Origin of the sequence: Streptomyces venezuelae (genome assembly GCF_008642295.1) — a bacterium.
Lineage (GTDB): Bacteria > Actinomycetota > Actinomycetes > Streptomycetales > Streptomycetaceae > Streptomyces > Streptomyces venezuelae_C.
In genome coordinates this window covers 4,031,792-4,052,851 of the sequence record NZ_CP029190.1, presented here as the reverse complement: position 1 = coordinate 4,052,851, position 21,060 = coordinate 4,031,792, and the positions used below count along the sequence as shown (strand labels likewise).

Genomic DNA, 21,060 nt, shown 5'->3' with positions numbered 1-21,060 from the left:
TGGTTCCTCTATCGGGCCGGGGCCGGGGTGCAGGGCACCTGCAGGCGGAAGGACGTGGGCCCGCCGGGCGGTGAGGAGATTAGCAAATGGCCGCCCAGGACCGAGATACGGTCCGCCACCCCCTCCAGTCCCGTGCCGCCCGCGCCATCGGCGCCGCCGACCCCGTTGTCCCGTACGCAGACCACCAGCCGGCCCTTCTCGGCGCGCGCCTCGACGGCGGCGCGGGTGGCGCCGCTGTGCTTGGCCACGTTCGCCAGCGCCTCGCAGACCGCGAAGTAGACGGCCGACTCGACGGCTTCCAGCAGCCGGTGCGGCAGATCGAGGTCCAGGTCGACGGGGACCGGGGAGCGGTCGGCGATGTCCTCGATGGCCGCACCCAGGCCCCGGTCGGTGAGGACCCGCGGGTGGATGCCCTGGATCAGCTCCCGCAGCTCCACCAGTGCGGCCTTCGCCTCACCTTGGGCCTGCGCGAGGAGCCCCGCGAGGGGCTCGTCGGGGGCGTCGAGCCGGGCCAGGCCCAGGGTCATCGACAGGGCCACCAGGCGCTGTTGGGCGCCGTCGTGCAGGTCCCGCTCGATCCGGCGGCGCTCCGCCTCGAAGGCGTTGACCAGACGCATCCGGGACCGGCTCAGCTCCTTGATCCGTACATCGGCCCGGTGGTCCGGCACGTCGAGGAACTGGCGGGTGAGCTGGGCGCGTCCGGCCGCGAGCAGTCCGAGCGGATAGGCGAGCAGCGGCAGCAGGAGCAGCCCGGCGAGGGCCGCGGCGAAGGCCTCCGGGTACGAGTGCACCATCCACAGCTTGAGGACGCGGGCCTCCTCGCCGCCGCCGGCCGTGGCCATGACCAGGGGGGTGGAGATCAGACCGCCGGGCACCAGGAGGACGGTGCCGACGACGACCGCCTCCAGCGGCCACAGCAGGCAGGCGAAGACCAGGGAGTAGCCGAGCTCGCGCCAGGTGGCGCGTTCCTGGAGGCGGGTGCGCAGCCAGGCCGCGGGCCCGGTACGGGGCGGCTCCTGGTGGGCGTCGGCCAGCGGTACGGCCGGATCGATCAGCCGTAGCCGGCGCCGTTCGACGGCGGCGACCGGCAGCCCGGCGAGGACGAGCGTGAGCAGCAGCGGCACCCCGACGAGGACCACGGTCAGCAGGCTGCCCGCGAGTGCCAGGACCAGCAGGCAGACGAGGAGGGCGGCGCCCAGCGGCACGCTGGTCAGGAAGTAGAGGGCACAGCGCCAGGGCCAGCCGGTCAGGACGTACCGGCGCTGGTGCAGGGCCTGCCAGAGGCTCGGGGGATGCATGGGGGCACCGTACGAGGCGCGGATCACGGCGGACCACCCGGCCGGATCCACCTCCAGGGGTGGAGCTACCTCCACCACGAAGACTCCTCCTGCCTGCGATGTCCCCCGGGTCCGGGGCCGGTTGAGTGGACGTCATGAATCAAGCAGCCGTCCGACTCCGTTCGGTCACCCGGTCCTATGGCAAGGGCGCCGGCGCCGTCACCGCCCTGGACAACGTCTCCCTGGACATCCTCCGGGGCACGTTCACCGCCGTGATGGGGCCTTCGGGCTCCGGAAAGTCGACCTTCCTCCAGTGCACGGCGGGCCTCGACCGGCCCACCGGAGGCCAGGTGCTGCTGGGTGAGACCGACCTGAGCACGCTGAGCGAGAGGAAGCTGACGCTGCTGCGCCGCGACCGTATCGGTTTCGTCTTCCAGGCGTTCAACCTGCTGCCTTCGCTCACCGCCGAGCAGAACGTGGCGCTGCCGCTACGGCTCGCCGGGCGCCGGCCCAAGCGCGGGCAGGTGCTGGAGGTACTGGAGCAGGTCGGGCTGCGCGAGCGGGCCGGGCACCGGCCCAGTGAGATGTCCGGCGGGCAGCAGCAGCGCGTGGCGCTCGCGCGCGCCCTGGTCACCCGCCCCGAGGTGCTCTTCGGTGACGAGCCCACCGGCGCCCTGGACTCCACCACCAGCCGTGAAGTACTCACCCTGCTGCGGCAGATGGTCGACCTGGGCCAGACGGTGATCATGGTGACGCACGACCCGGTGGCCGCGTCCTTCGCGGACCGCGTGCTCTTCCTCACCGATGGCCGCGTCCACGACGAACTCCTCGCCCCGACGGCCGACCGGGTCGCCGCGCACATGACCGGTCTGGCGGGTCTGCCGTGCTGAGGCTCGCCCTGCAGGGAATGCGGACCCGCTGGGTCACCTTCATCGGTTCGTTCATCGCCCTCGCCCTCGGCGTCGGCCTCATCGCCACCACCGGACTGGCGCTCGCAGCGACCTTCGCTGCCCCCGACCGCGGGCCCGAGCGGTTCGCGAAGGCGCCGGTCGTCGTCCAGACGTCCGCCCTGATCCGGGCCCGTACACCGATCGGGGAGCGGACCCAGCGGATCCCGCACCCCGATCCGGTCCCGGCCGCCGTCTCCGCGAAGCTGGCCGCGCTCGGGCCGGTCGTGGAGGACCGTACCTTCCCCGTGTCGGGCCCCGGCCTGAGCGAGGACACGGTCGGCCACCCCTGGTCGGTTGCCGCGCTCACCCCCTACCGGCTCACCTCCGGACGTGCCCCCTCCGCGCCCGGCGAAGCCGTCGCCACCGCGGACGGCCCGCCGGCCGGCACCACGCTGCGGGCGGCCACCGGCACCGGCACCGGCACCGGAACCGGAACCGGAACCGGGACCGAGCAGGTCACCATCGTCGGAACCGTCGCTTCCGCAGGCTTCGAGAGCGCGCTGTTCTTCACCGACGCGGAGGCCGCCCGGATCTCCCCGGCCATCGACGCCGTCGCCGTGACCGCCCCCGCCGACCGGGTACGGGCGGCCGTGGGCGGCGGATTCGACGTCCTGACCGGCGACGACCGCCGGCGGGCCGATCCGGACCCCGACCGCGACAAGGAGGCCCTGGTCTCGGTGAACGCACTGCTCGGCACCGCCGCCGGCGTCACCGGCTTCGTCTCGGTGTTCGTCGTCGCCTCGACGTTCTCCTTCGCGGTGGCCCAGCGGCGGCGCGAGTTCGGGCTGCTCCGCACGGCGGGCGCGACTCCGGCCCAGGTGCGGCGGATGGTGTTCACCGAGGCGTTCGTCATCGGTGTGCTCGCCTCCGCGGCCGGCTGCCGGCTCGGCGCGACGGGCGCGCCCCGGCTCGCCGCCTGGATGGTGGACGCGGAGATCGCCCCGCCCTGGTTCCGCATCGGCGAGCAGACCTGGCCGCTGCACACCGCCTTCTGGACGGGCCTGTTCGTCGCGCTGGCCGGGGTCGTGGTGTCCTCCTGGCGGGCCGGCCGGGTCGGTCCGACGGAGGCCCTGCGCGAGTCGGCGGTCGACTCACGCGCCATGCCCCTCAGCCGCTGGCTGATCGGCAGCGCGGTCCTGGCCACCGGGCTCGGCCTGCTGGCCCTGGCCCTCGCGGACAACCCCGGGGACCTCCTCAAGCGCAAGACGTACATCACCCAGCCCATGCTGCTGATCGTCGGGTTCGCGGTGTTCGCTCCGGTCCTGATCAGGCCCCTGACCCGGCTGCTGACCTGGCTGCCGGCCCGCCTTCCGGGCGCCCTCGCCATGCTGGCCAGGGAGAACGCCTCCGCCGGGGTGCGCAGAACCGCGGCCGTCGCGGCACCGGTCGTCATCACCGTCGCCCTCGCCGCCTCCCTGATGGGCACCACCGCGACGATCAGCGCGGCGAAGGCCACCGAGGCCCGCGAGCAGATCACCGCGGACTACATCGCCACGGCGGGCGGCAACGGGCGGGCGCTGCCCGCCGAGTTCGTCCAGCGGGCCCGGGCGGTGCCGGGGGTACCGGGGGTACATATCAGCCCAACCCGATCCAGCGCCGTGGTGGTCATGGAGGAGGGCACGGCCCTCGTCAGCTCCGAGGCCAAGGCGGTCGACCCGGCCGCGCACGCCGCGGTGTCCCACCTGCCGGTGGTCGCCGGCCGCTTCACCGACCTCGACGACGACGGCATCGTCGTCAACGAGGAGTGGCTGACCACCAAGGTCGGCAGCCGTGTCTCCGTATGGCTGGGCGACGGCCGCGAGGTGAGCCTGCGCATCGTGGCGGTACTGTCCACCGGCACCGGCAGCAACGGCGTCTACCTCACCCCGCGCAACGCCCCGAACGCCCCGGTGGACCGCGTGGACATCGCGTTCAGCCCCGGCACCGACCCCGCGACCGCCGCCGCCGCGCTGCACTCGGCCGCGCAGGCCACCGGAGTCCGCCTGCTGACGGGCGACCAGTGGATCCAGGCCCACTACCCGCGCTCCGACAAGAACACCCGGCTCGGCCTGTGGATGATCCTCGGCATCGCGCTGGTCTACACGGGCATCGCGCTCGCCAACACCCTGATGATGGCCACCTCCGACCGGGCCCGCGACCTGGCAGCACTACGCCTGACGGGCGCGACCAAGGCCCAGGTGCTACGCCTCGTCGCGGCCGAGGCCCTGCTGGTGGTCGCGGCCGGCACGATCCTCGGCACCCTGGTGGCGGGCGTAAACCTGCTCGGCGTGTGGAGCGCCCTCGGACTGCTCGACGCGTCGTCGGCCGTGGTCATCCCCTGGACCACGATCGCCGCAGTAACCGCCACCACCGCCCTCCTCGCAACAACGGCCTCGATCCTCCCCGCGTCCCTCACCCTCCGCACCAGACCCATCGAACAAGTGCTGTGCTGATCGTGGAGCCCGGCGAGAAGCGCGCGGCGTACGTCGGCGGTGGCCGAGACAGCCCGGACGGCCCAGTCAGCCAGTGCGAAGGCAGGCGGCCTCGCCCGCTGGGCATGCCGGTAGTAAGGCTCACGCCACTGAGCACGGCCCCCACGCGGCCGTCGCCGTCGCAGGTCAACAGGACGGGCCCGCGGACGACTTCGATCTGCCCCAGATCGCAAAAGGCCCAGGTCGCGGGCTACGCGACCTGGGCCTTTCTCTGAGCCGCCTTCGGGATTCGAACCCGAGACCTACGCATTACGAGTGCGTTGCTCTGGCCAACTGAGCTAAGGCGGCATGCTGCACAGAACCGGTACCCGCGTGGCAGGAGTGTTCTCAGCAGCGGCGCTAAGTCTACAGGGTCCATCCGAGTGCCCCGCACCAGGCGGGCTCGTCAGCACTTCTTGCCGTCCGCCGGGGGTGTGCCCTCCAGCAGGTAGCGGTTGATCGCCGTGTCGATGCAGTCGCTGCCCCGCCCGTACGCCGTGTGGCCGTCGCCGTCGTAGGTCAGCAGGACGCCCGAGTCGAGCTGGCCGGCCAGGGACTCGGCCCAGCGGTACGGGGTCGCCGGGTCCCGGAGGGTTCCCACCACCACGATCGGGGCCGCGCCCTTCGCCTCCAGGCGGCGGGCCTTGCCGGTGGCCTTGGCCGGCCAGTACGTGCAGTTCAGCGAGGCCCAGGCGAAGCCGGCGCCGAACACCGGCGAGGCCTTCTCGAAGGAGGGGACCGCTGCCGCCACCGCCTCCGGGCCGGCGAATGCCGGGGGCTGGTCCAGGCAGTTCACCGCCGCGTTCGCGTACATCAGGTTGGCGTACTTGCCGTCCGGCTCGCGCTCGTAGTAGCTGTCCGCGAGCGCCAGCAGGCCGGCCCCGTCGCCGTCCATCGCCTGAGTGATCGCCTCGCGCAGCTGCGGCCAGGCGCTCTCGTCGTAGAGCGCCGCGATCACGCCGGTGGTCGCCAGTGCCTCGCCGAGCGGGCGCGCGGCCTCTCCGGTGGGGACCGGCTGTGCGTCGAGCTTGCGGAAGAAGTCCTTCAGCCGCTGAGCCACCTGCTCCGGGGTGCCGCGCCCGAGCGGGCAGTCCGCTTGCTTCGCACAGTCCCGGGCGAAGGAGCGGAACGCCGTCTCGAAGCCCGCGGTCTGGTCCCGGTTGAGGTCGATCGCCGTACGCGACGGGTCCATCGCGCCGTCCAGGACCAGCCGGCCGACCCGGCTCGGGAACAGGTCCGCGTACGTGGCGCCGAGGAGGGTGCCGTACGAGGCGCCGACATAGGTCAGCTTCCCGTCGCCGAGGACCTCGCGCAGCACGTCCAGGTCGCGGGCGGCCTCCACGGTGGAGACGTGCGGCAGCACGGTGCGGGAGCGCTCCTCGCAGCCCTTGGCGAACTCCTTGAACGCCTCCACCAGCCGGGCCTGCTCGGCGGCGTCGTCCGGGGTCTGGTCGACCTGGGTGTACGCGTCCATCCGCGGCCCGGTCAGGCACTCGATGGGGGAGCTGCGGGCCACGCCGCGCGGGTCGACGGAGACCATGTCGTAGCGGGCCCGGACGGGGGCGGGGTAGCCGATGCCCGCGTACGCCTGCAGGTACCCGATGCCCGATCCGCCGGGACCGCCGGGGTTGACCACCAGGGAGCCGAGCCGCTTGCCGGGCCCGGTGGCCTGCTTGCGGGCCACGGCGAGCTCGACGTCCTGGCCGGAACCGGGGTTGGCGTAGTCCAGCGGCGCCTTCATGGTGGCGCACTGGAATCCGGGCACACCGCAGTCCCGCCACTTCAGCTTCTGCTCGTAGTACGGGCGGAGCGCTGCCGCGGGGGCGGGCTGGGCGGCGGTGGTCCCCGTTCCGGCCCCGGTACCGGTCGTGGCTCCGCCGGAGGACGCCGAGGCGTGCGGAGCGGGCCCGCCGGACGTACAGCCGGAGAGCAGCAGCCCGGCGGCTGCGATCACGATTCCGGTGGTGCGCAGCAGACGACTGGTGTCCATCCCCGGAGCCTACGTCCTCCCGGCCGGTCCGGGGTGATCTTGGCCCGGCCCGGCCCCCACCTGGCCGGTCCCCGCCACCCGGCCGGAGCGGGCGGCTGCCCGTACGGGTGAGCCGTCAACCGGCGCGCGCACAGCCCGGGCCGGTGCGGTTCGGCCCCGAGGGTGGTTCGGCCCGGCGCGGGATCGGCCTCCACCGGGGGCCGGCCCGGTTCAGCCGGCCCGGAGGGCCATTGTCATCGCCTCGACCGCGAGCAGCGGGGCCACGTTCCGGTCCAGGGCGTCGCGGCACGCGATGATCGCCTCGATCCGGCGCAGGGTCCGCTCGGGTCCGGACGCGCGGGCGAGCCGGTCCAGGTCGGCCCGTATCTCCTCGTTCGCGATGGCCACCGAGGAGCCGAGCTGCAGGGCGAGCACGTCCCGGTAGAACCCGGTCAGGTCGGTGAGGGCCAGATCGAGGCTGTCGCGCTGGGTGCGGGTGCGGCGGCGCTTCTGCCGGTCCTCGAGCTCCTTCATCACCCCGGCCGTGCCGCGCGGCATCCGGCCGCCGGTTCCGGCACCGGCGCCGAGCGCGGCCCGCAGGTCCTCGGTCTCCTTGACGTCGACCTCCTCCGCCACCTGCTTGGCGTCCTCCGCGGCGGCGTCGACGAGCTCCTGGGCGGCCTTGAGGCAGCCGCCCACGTCGTCCACGCGGAGCGGCAGCTTCAGCACGGCGGCGCGGCGCGATCGGGCCCGTTCGTCGGTGGCCAGCCGGCGGGCGCGGCCGATGTGCCCCTGGGTGGCCCGGGCGGCGGCTGCGGCGACGGCCGGCTCGATGCCGTCCCGCCGGACCAGGACGTCGGCGACCGCGGACACCGGCGGGGTGCGCAGGGTGAGGTGCCGGCAGCGGGACCGGATGGTGGGCAGCACATCCTCCAGCGAGGGCGCGCAGAGCAGCCACACCGTGCGCGGAGCGGGCTCCTCCACGGCCTTGAGGAGGACGTTGCCCGCGCCCTCGGTGAGCCGGTCCGCGTCCTCCAGGACGATGACCTGCCAGCGGCCCACGGCCGGGGAGAGCTGGGCCCGGCGGACCAGGTCGCGGGTTTCCTTCACACCGATGGAGAGCAGGTCGGTGCGGACGATCTCGACGTCTGCGTGGGTGCCGACCAGGGTGGTGTGGCAGCCGTCGCAGAAGCCGCAGCCCGGGGCCCCGCCGAGGGCGCGGTCGGGGCTGGTGCACTGCAGGGCGGCGGCGAAGGCCCGGGCGGCGGTGGACCGGCCGGAACCGGGCGGTCCGGTGAACAGCCAGGCGTGGGTCATCTTGGAGGCGGCGGGCAGCGGCTGCCCGGCCTCGACCGCGGTGACCAGCGCATCGGCGTCCCGCGCGGCGGCGGCGAGCTGCGTCTGCACCCGCTCCTGACCCACCAGGTCGTCCCAGACGGCCATGCCGCCGCCTCCTTCCCTCGTCGTCCGATGTTCCTCTGCCGAGTTCCACCGATCATTGTGGCGCGGGCCACTGACACTCCGGGCCGGCAGCCCACGCGCCCGGTCAGCGGCGGCGCCGGCGCGAGGACCCCGTGTCGTCCCCGTCGTCCTCGTCCCGGTGGGGGCCGAGCAGCTCGTCCGCCAGGGAGGGCAGATCGTCCAGCGGGGTCTCCTCCGCCCAGTCGGACCGGCGCCGCGGACGGCCGGATCCGTCGACCGCGGGCAGCTCCCGGGTCACATCCGTACCGCCGGCCGAATCCCGGAAGATGCCCGGCGGCACCCGGTCCGCGGGGTCCTCCCCGGGCCGGACCGGAGGCAGTACGGCCGTTTCGTCGGCCGGACCGGCCACCCGTACGGGGGGCAGTACGGAGGTCTCGGCAGCCGGGTCGATCTTCGGAACCGGAACGGTCTCGGTGATGTCGTCCGGCCGCATCACCCGCCGGTCGGGGGCGGCCGACACCACGGGCGTCTCGACGGTCACCGCGTCGTCGGGGTGGTGCGGCTGCGCCCGGCGCGGGTCGCGTGCCGCGTCCGGCGCGGGCTCCTTGGTCAGGCCGACCCGCGGCCTGCCCTGATCGGCGCCCGCCCCAGACGGCCCAGACGGCCCAGACGACGCAGACGACGCAGACGACGCAGATGCCCCAGACGCCCCGGCCAACCCAGCCGACGCAGAAGCCGCAGAAGACGCCGCCGCCTCGGCCGCAGCAGCAGCCGCAGCCGCCGCAGAAGCCGCCGCAAGCCGGCGCGCCTCCTCCGCCTTCAGCAGGGCCTCCTCGGCCCGCCGCTGCTTCTCGCGCCGCTTCTCCTCGGCCTCGGCCCGCAGCCGGGCCTCCTCCTCCGCCTGCCGCCGCAGCCGCTCTTCCTCCGCCTTGCGGGCCTTCTCCTCGGCCTCCGCACGCAGCCGCTGGGCTTCCAGCCGGGCCTGCTCGGCCTCGGCGCGCTGCCGTTCCTCCGCCGCCCGGCGGGCCGCCTCGGCCTCCGCCCGGGCGCGCTCCTCCGCCTCGGCGCGGAGCCGCTCCTCCTCCGCCTTGCGGGCGGCTTCTTCCGCGGCCTTGATGCGGGCGGCTTCCTCCTCCGCCTTGCGCCGCGCCTCTTCCTCGGCGCGGAGCCGCTCCTCCTCGGCCTTGCGCGCCGCCTCTTCGGCGGCCTTGCGCTTCGCTTCCTCCTCGGCCAGCCGACGGGCCTCGGCCTGGGCCTGCACCTCGGCCTCGGAGAGCGGAAGCATCCGGTCCAGGCGGTGCCGTACGACCGTGGTCACCGATTCCGGGTCCTGTCCGGCGTCCACCACCAGGTAACGGCCCGGGTCGGCCGCCGCCAGGGTCAGGAATCCGGCGCGCACCCGCTGGTGGAACTCGGCCGGCTCCGACTCCAGCCGGTCCGGCGCCTCCGTGAACCGCTCCCGGGCCGCCTCCGGCGACACGTCCAGCAGCACGGTCAGGTTGGGCACCAGCCCGTCCGTCGCCCAGCGCGAGATCCGCGCGATCTCGGTGGGCGACAGGTCACGCCCGGCGCCCTGGTAGGCCACCGAGGAGTCGATGTAGCGGTCGGAGATGACCACCGCGCCCCGCTCCAGGGCCGGCCGCACCACGGTGTCCACGTGCTCCGCCCGGTCGGCGGCGTACAGCAGGGCCTCGGCGCGGTTCGACAGCCCGGCCGAGGACACGTCGAGGAGGATCGAGCGGAGCCGCTTGCCGACCGGTGTGGCGCCGGGCTCGCGGGTCACCACGACCTCGTGGCCCTTGCCCCGTATCCACTCGGCCAGCGCCTGCACCTGCGTGGACTTTCCGGCTCCGTCCCCGCCCTCCAGGGCGATGAAGAACCCGCCGGCGGCCGGCGCCTGGTCCGGCTCGCCGCCGCGCAGCGCCTCCCGCAGGTCGCGCCGGAGCGGTACGCCGCTGCGGTCGTCGGCACGGGCCAGCACGGTCACGGCCACCGGCAGCAGCAGCGCGCCGACCAGCATCAGGGTGAAGGCCGCGCCGCCGTGGGCGAACACCACCTCGTCGCCGCCCAGCCGGTGCGGGCCGATGGCCGCGGCCAGCGCCGGCGCGGCGACCGCGCCGACCGCCACGGCGACCCGTACGACGGCCTGGAGGTGCTGGGTGACCCGGGGCCGGCGGAATTCCTCGGTCTCCTGGTCGATCAGGGTGTGTCCGGTGTTGGCGGCGACCCCCGCGGCGGTACCGGCCAGCACCGCCAGGAAGACGACCGTGGCCAGGTCCGGGACCAGGCCCATCAGCAGCAGTGCCAGTCCGGTGACCGCTATGGCCAGGGCCAGCAGGCGGCGCCGGGACAGCGCGGGCAGCACCTTGCCGGCCTGGGTGGCCCGGATGCCGGCCACGGTGCCCCCGCTCAGCGCGAGGACCAGCAGCGCAAAGCCGGCCGGGCCGCCGCCCAGGTCGAATGCGTGCAGCACCGAGACGGCCACCGCGCAGGACACCGCTCCGGCGACGGCCGCGCAGGCCAGGACGAGCAGCGGGATGATCCCGGTGCGGCCCTTCTCCGGGGCGTCCGCGGCCTTCGGGGCCCGCAGGCCCTCCAGCGGCGAACGCGGCCGGGGGGTCTTCGCCCCGGGAAGTACCAGCGGCAGCAGCAGGGACACGGAGGCGGCGAACAGCCCGGCGGCCACGTACGAGCCGAGGGCGGCCCGGTTCGCCGCGAACCACTCCACGCCGAGGCCGAGGGCCGCACCGACAAGGGTGGCGGCGAGCAGCACCGCGGCGGCGACGGGCAGCGCGGCGAAGCTCGTACGGAGGGTCAGCCGGCGCAGTGCGTCGAGATGGTCGGGCAGCGGCCGTACGGTCGCCCCCTCGGGCGGCGGCTCGGGCAGCAGGGCGGGGGCCGCGCTCTCCTTGGCCAGGGTCCACAGGCGCTCGGCGACACCGGCGGCGAAGACGGTGGCGAGCAGCGCGGTCAGGGCCTGCCCCGGGATCCAGTCGAGCCACAGCGGGGCGACGACGAAGAGGGCCAGCCGGAAACCGTCGGCACCGATCATGGTCCAGCGGCGGTCCAGCCTGCCGCCGTGCTCGCGCGGGGCGAGCAGCCCGGACAGCGGGCCCAGCAGCACGGCGCCGGTGAGCAGCGTGGCGAGGATCCGCACCGCGAACACGGCGGTGACCGCGAGGGCGGCGCCCCGGTAGCCGCCGCCGAAGGCGGCCTCGCTGACGGCCGCCTGGTAGGCCAGCAGGACCAGGACCAGCAGGGCCAGGGCATCGCCGATACCGCTGACCAGCTGGGCGCTCCACAGCCGGCGGAGCCGGGGCGTGCGCAGCAGGGCGCGCACCGCCCGCTCGCGGGAGTCCGCGGCCAGGGCTTCGTCGTAGGTGGGGTTCACGGGGTCCTTCCCGGAGGGCACGACCGTCGGCTGCTCGGCTCGCGTCATCCGCCCAGCCTATCCGCTGCGCCCGGGTGGGCGGAGGCCGAGCACCGCGCGGAAGCTCCCGCGCAGCGGAACGGGGCGGGAGCAGGGGCTGTTCCCCCCGCTCCCGCCCCGCCCGGGCGGACCGTTCGGCTACTCGTCCGACGCAGCCGCCGTCGTCGTCTTCGCGGCGGCGGTCGCCTTCTTGGTGGCCGTCGCCTTCTTGGTGGCGGCCGTCTTCGCGGCCGTCGTCTTCTTCGCGGCCGTCGTCTTCTTGGCCGCCGTCGTCTTCTTCGCGGCCGTGGCCTTCTTCGCGGTCGCCTTCTTGGCCGGAGCCTTCTTCGCCGTCTTCTTCGCGGGCCCCTTCGCCCGCTTCTCGGCGAGCAGCTCGTAGCCCCGCTCCGGCGTGATCGTCTCGACGTCGTCGTCCCGCCGCAGCGTCGCGTTCGTCTCGCCGTCCGTCACGTACGGACCGAAGCGGCCGTCCTTCACGACCACCGGCCGCTCGCTGACCGGGTCGGTACCCAGTTCCTTCAGCGGCGGCTTGGCCGCCGCCCGGCCGCGCTGCTTCGGCTGGGCGTAGATCGCCAGCGCCTCGTCCAGGGTGATGGTGAAGAGCTGGTCCTCGGTCTCCAGGGAGCGCGAGTCCGTGCCCTTCTTCAGGTACGGGCCGTACCGGCCGTTCTGCGCAGTGATCTCCACGCCCTCGGCGTCGGCACCCACCACGCGCGGCAGCGACATCAGCTTCAGCGCGTCGTCCAGGGTGACGGTGTCCAGGGACATCGACTTGAACAGCGAGGCGGTCCGCGGCTTGACCGCGTTCTTGCCGGTCTTCGGGGTGCCCTCGGGGAGGATCTCCGTCACGTACGGGCCGTACCGGCCGTCCTTGGCGACGATCTCGTTCCCGCTGACCGGGTCCTTGCCCAGCTCGAACTCGCCGCTCGGCTTCGCGAACAGCTCCTCCGCGTACGCCACCGTCAGCTCGTCCGGAGCGAGGTCGTCCGGTACGTCGGCCCGCTGGTGGCCCTCTGCGTCCTTCTCGCCGCGCTCGACGTACGGGCCGTAGCGGCCGACCCGGAGCACGATGCCCTCGCCCACCGGGAAGGAGGAGATCTCCCGCGCATCGATCGCGCCGAGGTCGGTGACCAGTTCCTTGAGACCGCCGAGGTGGTCGCCGTCGCCGTTCCCGGCGGCGGAGGCGTCGGCGGCGCCGGCCGCCTCCTCCCCGCCGAAGTAGAAGCGCTTCAGCCACGGCACGGACTGCGCCTCGCCGCGCGCGATCCGGTCGAGGTCGTCCTCCATCTTCGCGGTGAAGTCGTAGTCGACGAGCCGGCCGAAGTGCTTCTCCAGCAGGTTGACCACGGCGAAGGACAGGAAGGACGGGACGAGTGCGGTGCCCTTCTTGAAGACGTAGCCGCGGTCCAGGATGGTGCCGATGATCGACGCGTAGGTCGACGGGCGGCCGATCTCGCGCTCTTCCAGCTCCTTGACCAGCGAGGCCTCGGTGTAGCGGGCCGGCGGCTTGGTGGCGTGGCCGTCCGCCGTGATCTCCTCGGCGGTCAGCGCGTCGCCCTCGGCGACCTGCGGCAGCCGCCGCTCGCGGTCGTCGAGCTCGGCGTTCGGGTCGTCCGCGCCCTCGACGTACGCCTTCATGAAGCCGTGGAAGGTGATCGTCTTGCCGGAGGCGGAGAACTCGGCGTCCCGGCCGTCGCTCGCCCTGCCGCCGATCTTCACGGTGACCGAGTTCCCGGTCGCGTCCTTCATCTGGGAGGCGACGGTCCGCTTCCAGATCAGCTCGTACAGGCGGAACTGGTCGCCGGTCAGGCCGGTCTCGGCAGGCGTGCGGAAACGATCACCCGAAGGCCGGATCGCCTCGTGCGCCTCCTGCGCGTTCTTGACCTTGCCCGCGTAGACCCGCGGCTGCGGCGGCAGGTAGTCGGCGCCGTACAGCTGGGTGACCTGGGCCCGGGCCGCCGCGACGGCCGTGTCGGACAGGATGGTCGAGTCCGTACGCATGTACGTGATGAAGCCGTTCTCGTACAGCTTCTGCGCCACCTGCATGGTCGCCTTCGCACCGAAGCCCAGCTTGCGCGAGGCCTCCTGCTGCAGCGTGGTCGTACGGAACGGGGCGTACGGGGAGCGCCGGTACGGCTTGGACTCGACCGAGCGGACCGCGAAGGAGGTCTCGGCGAGGGCGGCGGCCAGGGCGCGCGCATTCGCCTCGTCCAGGTGCAGGACATCGCTCTTGAGCTGCCCGTTCGAGCCGAAGTCGCGGCCCTGGGCGATACGCCGGCCGTCGACCGAGTTCAGCCGGGCGACCAGCGAGGACGGGTCGGAGGCGTCACCGGCGCGGCCGGTGGCGAAGGTGCCGGTCAGGTCCCAGTACTCGGCGGAGCGGAAGGCGATGCGCTCGCGCTCTCGCTCGACGACGAGCCGGGTGGCGACGGACTGGACGCGGCCCGCCGACAGTTTCGGCATGACCTTCTTCCACAGGACCGGCGAGACCTCGTAGCCGTAGAGGCGGTCGAGGATGCGGCGGGTCTCCTGGGCGTCGACCATGCGCTGGTTCAGCTCGCGCGGGTTGGCCACGGCGTCGCGGATCGCGTCCTTGGTGATCTCGTGGAAGACCATCCGGTGGACCGGGACCTTGGGCTTGAGGACTTCCTGCAGGTGCCACGCGATGGCCTCGCCCTCGCGGTCCTCATCGGTGGCGAGGAAGAGTTCGTCGGACTCGGCCAGCAGCTCCTTGAGCTTCCTGACCTGGGCCTTCTTGTCGGCGTTGACGACGTAGATCGGCTGGAAGTCGTGCTCGACGTCCACGCCGAGGCGGCGCACCTCACCCGTGTACTTCTCGGGCACCTCCGCCGCACCGTTCGGGAGGTCGCGGATGTGCCCGACGCTCGCCTCGACGACGTATCCCGGGCCGAGGTAGCCCTTGATCGTCTTCGCCTTGGCAGGGGACTCGACGATGACGAGTCGGCGACCGCCCTTTGCGGTCTCGCTAGTCGGGGACAACTTGGCTCTTCTCTCCGGTCGGCACTCGGTCGCAGTACGGCGACGCTGCGGAGTGTGACGGTACAACCCGCCCCCGTGTCAAACGGCAGAAGCCCGCAACGGCCACTCGAACGGTAACCCGACTAGTGCCGTTCGTGCCGCCCGGATACCGCGCCCGGCGCTTCCCGATCACCGGGCCGAGTGGCCGGAGGGCCGTCTGGCCCCGCCCGGTACGGCCCTCCGGATCGGGCCGGAGAAGGTGCCGCGGAACGGGCCGGAACCCCGTCTCAGAGCCGCCCGAGACACCACACGCCGAGGGCCAGCGAGGTTCCGCCTGCGAGCAGGGCCAGCGGGAGCGCCAGCGCGGGGCGCGCCCCGTCGGCGACCGGCGCGCGATGCAGTGCGCGCGCCCCCGTCCACGCCAGGAGGGCGGCTCCGAACAGCAGGAACACCGTGGCCGCGAAGATCGCGGGAACTCTGTCCATGCCGCACCCCTTCCCCCGGAGCCACTCCCGGGAATCCCCCCGGATTCCTGTGCGAACGACCCTGGCACCCGGTGACGTACGGCATGCGAACCCCGGGTGAACTCAGCGTTCCGGAATCTCCGCCGGCTCCAGGAAGCCCTGCTCCACCAGCAGCCGGATCGACTCGGGCGTGCGGTCGCGCAGCACGACCGGGTCCTCCTGCACCAGCTGGGCGATGGCGTCCAGGATCCGCCCCGCGCTGAGTGAGCCGTCGCACACTCCGGCGAAGCCCGCCCCGACCGTGTCCACCTTGGTGGCCCGCCGCATCCCGCGGTTCTGCCGGAGCACCACGTGCTCGGGGTCCTCCGCGCCGGGCGCGCCGACCTGCTCCTGCATCACCTCGGCGACCAGCCGGAAATGCGCCTCCAGCAGGGAGGCGTCGTCGTGGTCGCGCAGGTAGTCCTGGCGGGCGAAGTGGGCCAGGACGGTCTCGCCGAGCGGCTGCTCCACCGGGTGCGGCCACTCCTCGACCACGACGGACGGGATGTCCGCGTCGCTGCGGCGCAGCGTGATCCAGCCGAATCCGACGGCCTTGGTCTTGCGGGCCTCGAACTCGTCCAGCCAGGCCTCGTACCGTTCGGCGTACTCCTCGGGAGCCGTGCGGTGGTCGCCGGCGTCGCGGAGCCAGAGTTCCGCGTATTGCGTCACGTCCTGCACCTCGCGCTGCACGATCCAGGCGTCGCAGCCGCGCGGCACCCAGGACCGCAGCCGGTCCCGCCAGTCCTCGCCCTCCACGTGCTGCCAGTTCGCCAGGAACTGCGCGTACCCGCCCGGGTTGAGGTGGGCGCCCGCCTGCTGCACCAGGGTGCGGCACAGGTCGTCGCCGCCCATGCCGCCGTCCCGGTAGGTGAGCCGGGCGGCGGGAGAGATCACGAAGGGCGGGTTGGAAACAATCAGGTCGTACGTCGCCTCGCCGACCGGCTCGAACAGCGAGCCGGTGAGGAGCTCGGCCTCGGGCGCGCCGGACAGGGCCAGGGTGAGCCGGGTGAACTCCAGTGCGCGCGGGTTGACGTCGGTGGCGGTGACCCGGGTTGCGTGCTGGGCGGCGTGCAGCGCCTGGATGCCGGAGCCGGTGCCGAGGTCCAGGGCGGAGCCGACCGGGGTACGGACGGTGATCCCGGCGAGGGTGGTGGAGGCGCCGCCGACGCCGAGGACCACGCCCTCCTCGTGACTGCCGATGCCGCCGGCCCCGCCGACCGCGCAGCCGAGGTCCGAGACGATGAACCAGTCCTGGCCGTCCGGGCCGCCGTACGGGCGGACATCGACGGTGGCGGAGACCTCTGCGCCGTCGCGGCGGAGCCAGCCGTCGGCCAGCGCCTCCTCGACGGGCAGGGCGGCTGCCGCGTGCTCGTACGGGACGGGCTGCTGGAGCAGGAACAGCCGGACCAGGCTCGCTTGCGGGCCGTCGCCCCGGGTGGCGCGCAGCGCGGGCACCGTCTCGCTGCGGGCGAGCGCCGCGTACGCGGGGGCGCCGAGCAGGTCGAGCAGGCCATCGGCGGTGAAGCCGGCGGAGAGCAGGGCGGCGCGCAGGGCGGCGGCGCGGTCGGACGAAGGCAGGCGGCTGGTACTCACCCGCCCATTGTGTCGGCTGCACACCCCCGCCCGGGCCCCGGCATGCCGCAGGACCCCCCGATCCCGGCCGAGCCCCGGCTGGGCCCCCGCGGGGCCCCCGCGGTCCCGGCCGAGCCCCCGCGGGGCCCGGCCGGGGCGGTCGGCTTTGCGTGGACGCCGGGCCGAGCTCTGCGGGGGCGCCGGGGCGGTCAGCTCTGTGCAGGCGCCGGGGTCGCGGCCTGGCAGCCCTTCTGCTTGGCCATCGCCTTCTCCAGGCTGCCGGCCTTGAGCTGTTCCTTGGCCGCCTTCTCGTCCGCGGCGACCTTCTCCAGGCCGCCCGAGAGCCCCAGCAGCCCCTCGGCGAACTTCGCCTGGTCCTTGGCGTCGAGCGCATCCATCTTGATCTTGAGCTCGGTGTAGCCCTTGGCCGTGTTCTCGAAGCTCTTGGCCGCGGCCTCCGCCGTCGCCTTGCCGTCCTTGCCCCCCGGATCCCCGGCCCCGCGCAGTGCGGCACTGATGCCGGTGAACGCCTCGGACATGGTCTGGAAGGCGGCCGAGTCGGTCTTCTGCACCTCTTCGGGCTTACTGCTCTCGGAGGCCACCCGCTTCATCTCGGCGTTGGCAGCATCGATCTTTTTGTATTCGGGCTGCCACTTGTCGCAGACCTTCTTGGCCCAGTCGTCGGCCTTCGTGTCACCGTCATCGCCACCGCAGCCGGACAGTACGAGCATCAGCACCGCACCGCCGGAGACCACGGCCCCAAGCTTCTTCTTCACCGGATTGGTCCCTTCCAAGGCTCTCGGCCCGGAACATACACGCCAGCCATCCGGGTGCGCAGAAAGGCGGACGGACGACGCGTCGGTCCGCGCCGCCCGTCCGCCGTTCGGGCCTATGCCCCGGCCCCGTTCCCAGGGCCCGGAACGGGCTCGGGAGGAGGCCGGGACGGGCTCAGGACACGACCGCCGGGTCGGCCTGCTGGGCGACCCGCTCCGTGGCCCCGTCCGCGCCGTCGTCGCCGACCGCGATACCGCGGCGCTTCGACACGTACACCGCGCCGACGATGACGGCGATCGCGAAGACCGCCACCACGGCGCGGACCACCGGGCTCGCGTCGTCGCCGTAGCTGAACTGCACGACGGCCGGGGCGATCAGCAGCGCCACCAGGTTCATGACCTTGAGCAGCGGGTTGATGGCGGGTCCGGCGGTGTCCTTGAACGGGTCGCCGACCGTGTCGCCGATGACGGTCGCGGCGTGCGCCTCGCTGCCCTTGCCGCCGTGGTGCCCGTCCTCGACCAGCTTCTTCGCGTTGTCCCAGGCGCCGCCCGAGTTGGCGAGGAAGACGGCCATCAGGGTGCCGCAGGCGATCGCTCCGGCGAGGTACGAGCCGAGCGCGCCGACGCCGAGGGTGAACCCGACCGCGATGGGGGCCATCACGGCGAGCAGTCCGGGGGTGGCGAGTTCGCGGAGCGCGTCCTTGGTGCAGATGTCCACGACGCGCCCGTACTCGGGCTTCTCGGTGTAGTTCATGATCCCGGGGTGCTCGCGGAACTGGCGGCGCACCTCGTAGACCACCGAACCGGCCGAGCGGGAGACCGCATTGATGGCGAGTCCGGAGAAGAGGAAGACGACGGCCGCACCGAGGATCAGCCCGACCAGGTTGTTGGGCTGGGCGATGTCCAGGCTGAGGGCCATATCCCCGGTCTTGACCCCGACGTCCCTGATGGCGCCCGCGATGGCATCGCTGTACGAGCCGAAGAGCGCCGCCGCGGCAAGGACGGCGGTGGCGATGGCGATGCCCTTGGTGATGGCCTTGGTGGTGTTGCCCACCGCGTCCAGGTCGGTGAGGACCTGCGCGCCGGCGCCCTCGACGTCCCCGGACATCTCGGCGATGCCCTGGGCGTTGTCGGAGACCGGGCCGAAGGTGTCCATGGCGACGATCACGCCCACGGTGGTGAGCAGGCCGGTGCCGGCCAGGGCCACGGCGAAGAGGGCGAGCATGATCGAGGTGCCGCCGAGCAGGAACGCGCCGTAGACGCCGAGGCCGATGAGCAGCGCGGTGTAGACGGCGGATTCGAGGCCGACGGAGATGCCGGCGAGGACGACCGTGGCCGGGCCGGTCAGCGAGGACTTGCCGATGTCCCGGACGGGGCGCCGGTTGGTCTCGGTGAAGTAGCCGGTGAGCTGCTGGATGAGGGCCGCCAGCACGATGCCGATGGCGACGGCGACGAGGGCGAGGACGCGCGGGTCGCCGGCGTGGCCCGTGATGGCCGCGTTCTCGACGCCGCGGAGCTCCTTGTAGGTGGCCGGCAGGTAGGCGTAGACGGCGATCGCGACCAGCACCAGCGAGATCACGGCGGAGATGAAGAAGCCGCGGTTGATGGCGGTCATGCCGCTGCGGTCGGTGCGGCGCGGGGAGACGGCGAAGATGCCGATCATCGCGGTGACCACACCGATGGCGGGGACGATCAGGGGGAAGGCGAGGCCGAGGTCGCCGAAGGCCGCCTTGCCGAGGATCAGGGCGGCCACCAGGGTGACCGCGTAGGACTCGAAGAGGTCGGCTGCCATCCCGGCGCAGTCGCCGACGTTGTCGCCCACATTGTCGGCGATGGTCGCGGCATTGCGCGGATCGTCCTCCGGAATGCCCTGTTCGACCTTGCCGACCAGGTCGGCGCCGACGTCGGCGGCCTTGGTGAAGATGCCGCCGCCGACGCGCATGAACATCGCGATCAGGGCGGCGCCGAGGCCGAAGCCCTCCAGGACCTTGGGTGCGTCCGCGGCGTAGACCAGGACGACGCAGGAGGCGCCGAACAGGCCGAGGCCGACGGTGAACATGCCGACCACACCGCCGGTGCGGAAGGCGATCTTCATGGCCTTGTGGGCCACGGCGGTCAGGTCCTTGGCGGGTTCGCCCTTGGCAGGGGTGGCCTCGCGGGCGGCGGCGGCGACGCGGACGTTGGCGCGTACCGCCAGCCGCATGCCGATGTAGCCGGTGGCGGCCGAGAACAGCGCGCCGACCAGGAAGAAGGCGGAACGTCCGGCCCGCTGGGTCCAGTTGTCGGCGGGCAGCAGGAAGAGCAGGAAGAACACCACGACGGCGAAGATGCCGAGGGTGCGCAGCTGCCGGCCGAGGTAGGCGTTGGCGCCTTCCTGAACGGCTGCCGCGATCTTTTTCATACTGTCGGTGCCTTCGTCGGCTGCGAGCACCTGGCGGACCAGGAGTTGGGCAACGACGAGCGCGGCCAGTGCGACGGCCGCGATGACGATCACGATCAACCGATTGTCATCGGTCAGTACCGCTGCCGCCGTGGGGGTGAAGAGCCCCGTCATACGTCCTCCTTGACGTGATGAGCTCAAAGATGTGGACGGATTGTAGGGAGCCTCACCTGATCAAAACAGTACGCGGGAAACGGAATTGGCCTCCCCGTGCTCCTCAACAAAAGATCGCGTCACCCATTACCGCTCGAAAGTGGTAATGGGGCAAAAGCATTGACGCCGGGTCATTGATCTCCGGACATGAAAAAAGGCCCTGCTCAGCAGGGCCTTTTGATCGTCCGAGAATAAGATCGGAGCCGGGATGAAATGATCTACGGGAGATCGGAAGTGCCCGCGGCGGGCCAGCTCATCCGGATGACTCCGCCCGAATCCCCACGGGTGACCTCGACGTCGTCCACGAGCCCGCGGATCACCGCGAGGCCCATCTCGTCCTCACCCTCGGCATCCGGGTCCCCGGCCGCATCGCCGGCGGACGGCCCGCCGGACGGCGTCGGGACCTCGTCGCCGACCTCGATGGAGAACACCTTCTCCTCCTCGGTGAGCACGACCCGGACGGGTGCGCTCAGCCCGCCGCCCCGGTGCAGCCCGACGGCACGCGAGCACGCCTCGCCCACGGCGAGGCGCACCTCGTCGAGCACAGCCTCCTCCACTCCGGCCCGGCGCGCCACCGCAGCCGCGACCAGACGGGCCGTCCGCACGTGTTCGGGCTGGGCGCTGAAGCGGAGTTCAACGGTGGCCATGTACTCCCCCTCGGACTACGGGCGTGCTGACAGGGGCCCGGGCCCTCCGGCCCGGCGCCCCCGCTGCTTCTGCTGTTTTCGGAAGCCGTCAGTCGGTGGCGGCGACGGCGTCATCCACGCTGGTGTGGATGGGGAAGACCTTGGTCAGACCGGTGATGCGGAAGATCTTCAGGATGCGCTCCTGGTTGCACACCAGGCGCAGCGAGCCCTCGTGCGCACGGACGCGCTTGAGGCCTCCCACGAGCACACCGAGGCCGGTGGAGTCGAGGAAGTCCACTCGCTCCATGTCGACAACCAGGTGGTAGCTGCCGTCGTTCACCAACTCGACCAACTGCTCGCGCAGCTTGGGCGCGGTATACACATCAATCTCGCCACCGACCTCGACGACCGTGCGGTCGCCGACAGTGCGAGTCGACAGGGACAGGTCCACGGATCCTCCAGCACCTTGCTATCGAGCGGCGCCCCCCAGGGGCCTCCCCACCCGAAGGTAGTGGA

13 protein-coding genes and 1 tRNA gene are annotated in these 21,060 nt (G+C 72.8%); 2 read left to right on the top strand and 12 right to left on the bottom strand.

Annotated features, from left to right (window positions below; genetic code table 11):
* Nucleotides 1–8: 8 nt before the first annotated feature.
* Nucleotides 9–1,298: a sensor histidine kinase gene (locus DEJ50_RS17995; RefSeq protein ID WP_150208999.1), complete on the bottom strand. Its 1,290-nt coding sequence runs from the start codon at nt 1,296–1,298 to the stop codon at nt 9–11.
* A gap of 134 nt (nt 1,299–1,432) precedes the next feature.
* Here DEJ50_RS17995 and DEJ50_RS17990 point away from each other — a divergent pair, with 134 nt between their 5' ends.
* Nucleotides 1,433–2,167, top strand: a complete 735-nt coding sequence (locus DEJ50_RS17990) for an ABC transporter ATP-binding protein (protein ID WP_150208998.1) — start codon at nt 1,433–1,435, stop codon at nt 2,165–2,167.
* Nucleotides 2,161–4,659 (top strand): ABC transporter permease, encoded by a 2,499-nt coding sequence (locus tag DEJ50_RS17985; protein WP_150208997.1) that lies wholly within the window; start codon nt 2,161–2,163, stop codon nt 4,657–4,659. The genes DEJ50_RS17990 and DEJ50_RS17985 overlap by 7 nt, the downstream gene beginning before the upstream one ends.
* 253 nt (nt 4,660–4,912) lie before the next feature.
* Here DEJ50_RS17985 and DEJ50_RS17980 read toward each other — a convergent pair.
* From DEJ50_RS17980 to bldG, 11 genes are all read right to left on the bottom strand, one after another.
* Nucleotides 4,913–4,986, bottom strand: a tRNA-Thr gene (locus DEJ50_RS17980).
* 97 nt (nt 4,987–5,083) lie between these two features.
* A complete protein-coding gene (locus DEJ50_RS17975) occupies nt 5,084–6,667 on the bottom strand; it encodes an alpha/beta hydrolase (RefSeq protein WP_150208996.1) in 1,584 nt (527 codons plus the stop codon).
* A gap of 210 nt (nt 6,668–6,877) precedes the next feature.
* The gene (locus tag DEJ50_RS17970) at nt 6,878–8,089 is read right to left on the bottom strand and encodes a DNA polymerase III subunit delta' (RefSeq protein WP_150208995.1); all 1,212 of its coding nucleotides are present in this window, start codon (nt 8,087–8,089) and stop codon (nt 6,878–6,880) included.
* Between the two features lie 103 nt (nt 8,090–8,192).
* Nucleotides 8,193–11,507: a dTMP kinase gene (gene tmk / locus DEJ50_RS17965; protein WP_150208994.1), complete on the bottom strand. Its 3,315-nt coding sequence runs from the start codon at nt 11,505–11,507 to the stop codon at nt 8,193–8,195.
* 129 nt (nt 11,508–11,636) lie between these two features.
* Nucleotides 11,637–14,498 carry a type I DNA topoisomerase gene (gene topA / locus DEJ50_RS17960; protein WP_150208993.1) on the bottom strand — a complete coding sequence of 954 codons (2,862 nt, stop codon included), beginning with the start codon at nt 14,496–14,498 and terminating at the stop codon, nt 11,637–11,639.
* 266 nt (nt 14,499–14,764) lie between these two features.
* On the bottom strand, nt 14,765–14,962 hold the full coding sequence (locus tag DEJ50_RS17955; protein WP_150208992.1) for a hypothetical protein: 198 nt from the start codon (nt 14,960–14,962) through the stop codon (nt 14,765–14,767).
* A gap of 102 nt (nt 14,963–15,064) precedes the next feature.
* Nucleotides 15,065–16,573, bottom strand: a complete 1,509-nt coding sequence (locus tag DEJ50_RS17950; protein WP_150208991.1) for a methyltransferase — start codon at nt 16,571–16,573, stop codon at nt 15,065–15,067.
* A 188-nt stretch (nt 16,574–16,761) separates the two neighbouring features.
* Nucleotides 16,762–17,328: a small secreted protein gene (locus DEJ50_RS17945; protein ID WP_150208990.1), complete on the bottom strand. Its 567-nt coding sequence runs from the start codon at nt 17,326–17,328 to the stop codon at nt 16,762–16,764.
* Nucleotides 17,329–17,500: 172 nt separating this feature from the next.
* On the bottom strand, nt 17,501–19,879 hold the full coding sequence (locus DEJ50_RS17940) for a sodium-translocating pyrophosphatase (RefSeq protein ID WP_150208989.1): 2,379 nt from the start codon (nt 19,877–19,879) through the stop codon (nt 17,501–17,503).
* A gap of 257 nt (nt 19,880–20,136) precedes the next feature.
* Complete coding sequence (locus DEJ50_RS17935) at nt 20,137–20,565, bottom strand: ATP-binding protein (RefSeq protein WP_150208988.1); 429 nt, start codon at nt 20,563–20,565, stop codon at nt 20,137–20,139.
* A gap of 88 nt (nt 20,566–20,653) precedes the next feature.
* Nucleotides 20,654–20,995, bottom strand: coding sequence for an anti-sigma factor antagonist BldG (bldG, locus tag DEJ50_RS17930; RefSeq protein WP_150208987.1), 342 nt, complete (start codon nt 20,993–20,995; stop codon nt 20,654–20,656).
* Nucleotides 20,996–21,060: the final 65 nt, after the last annotated feature.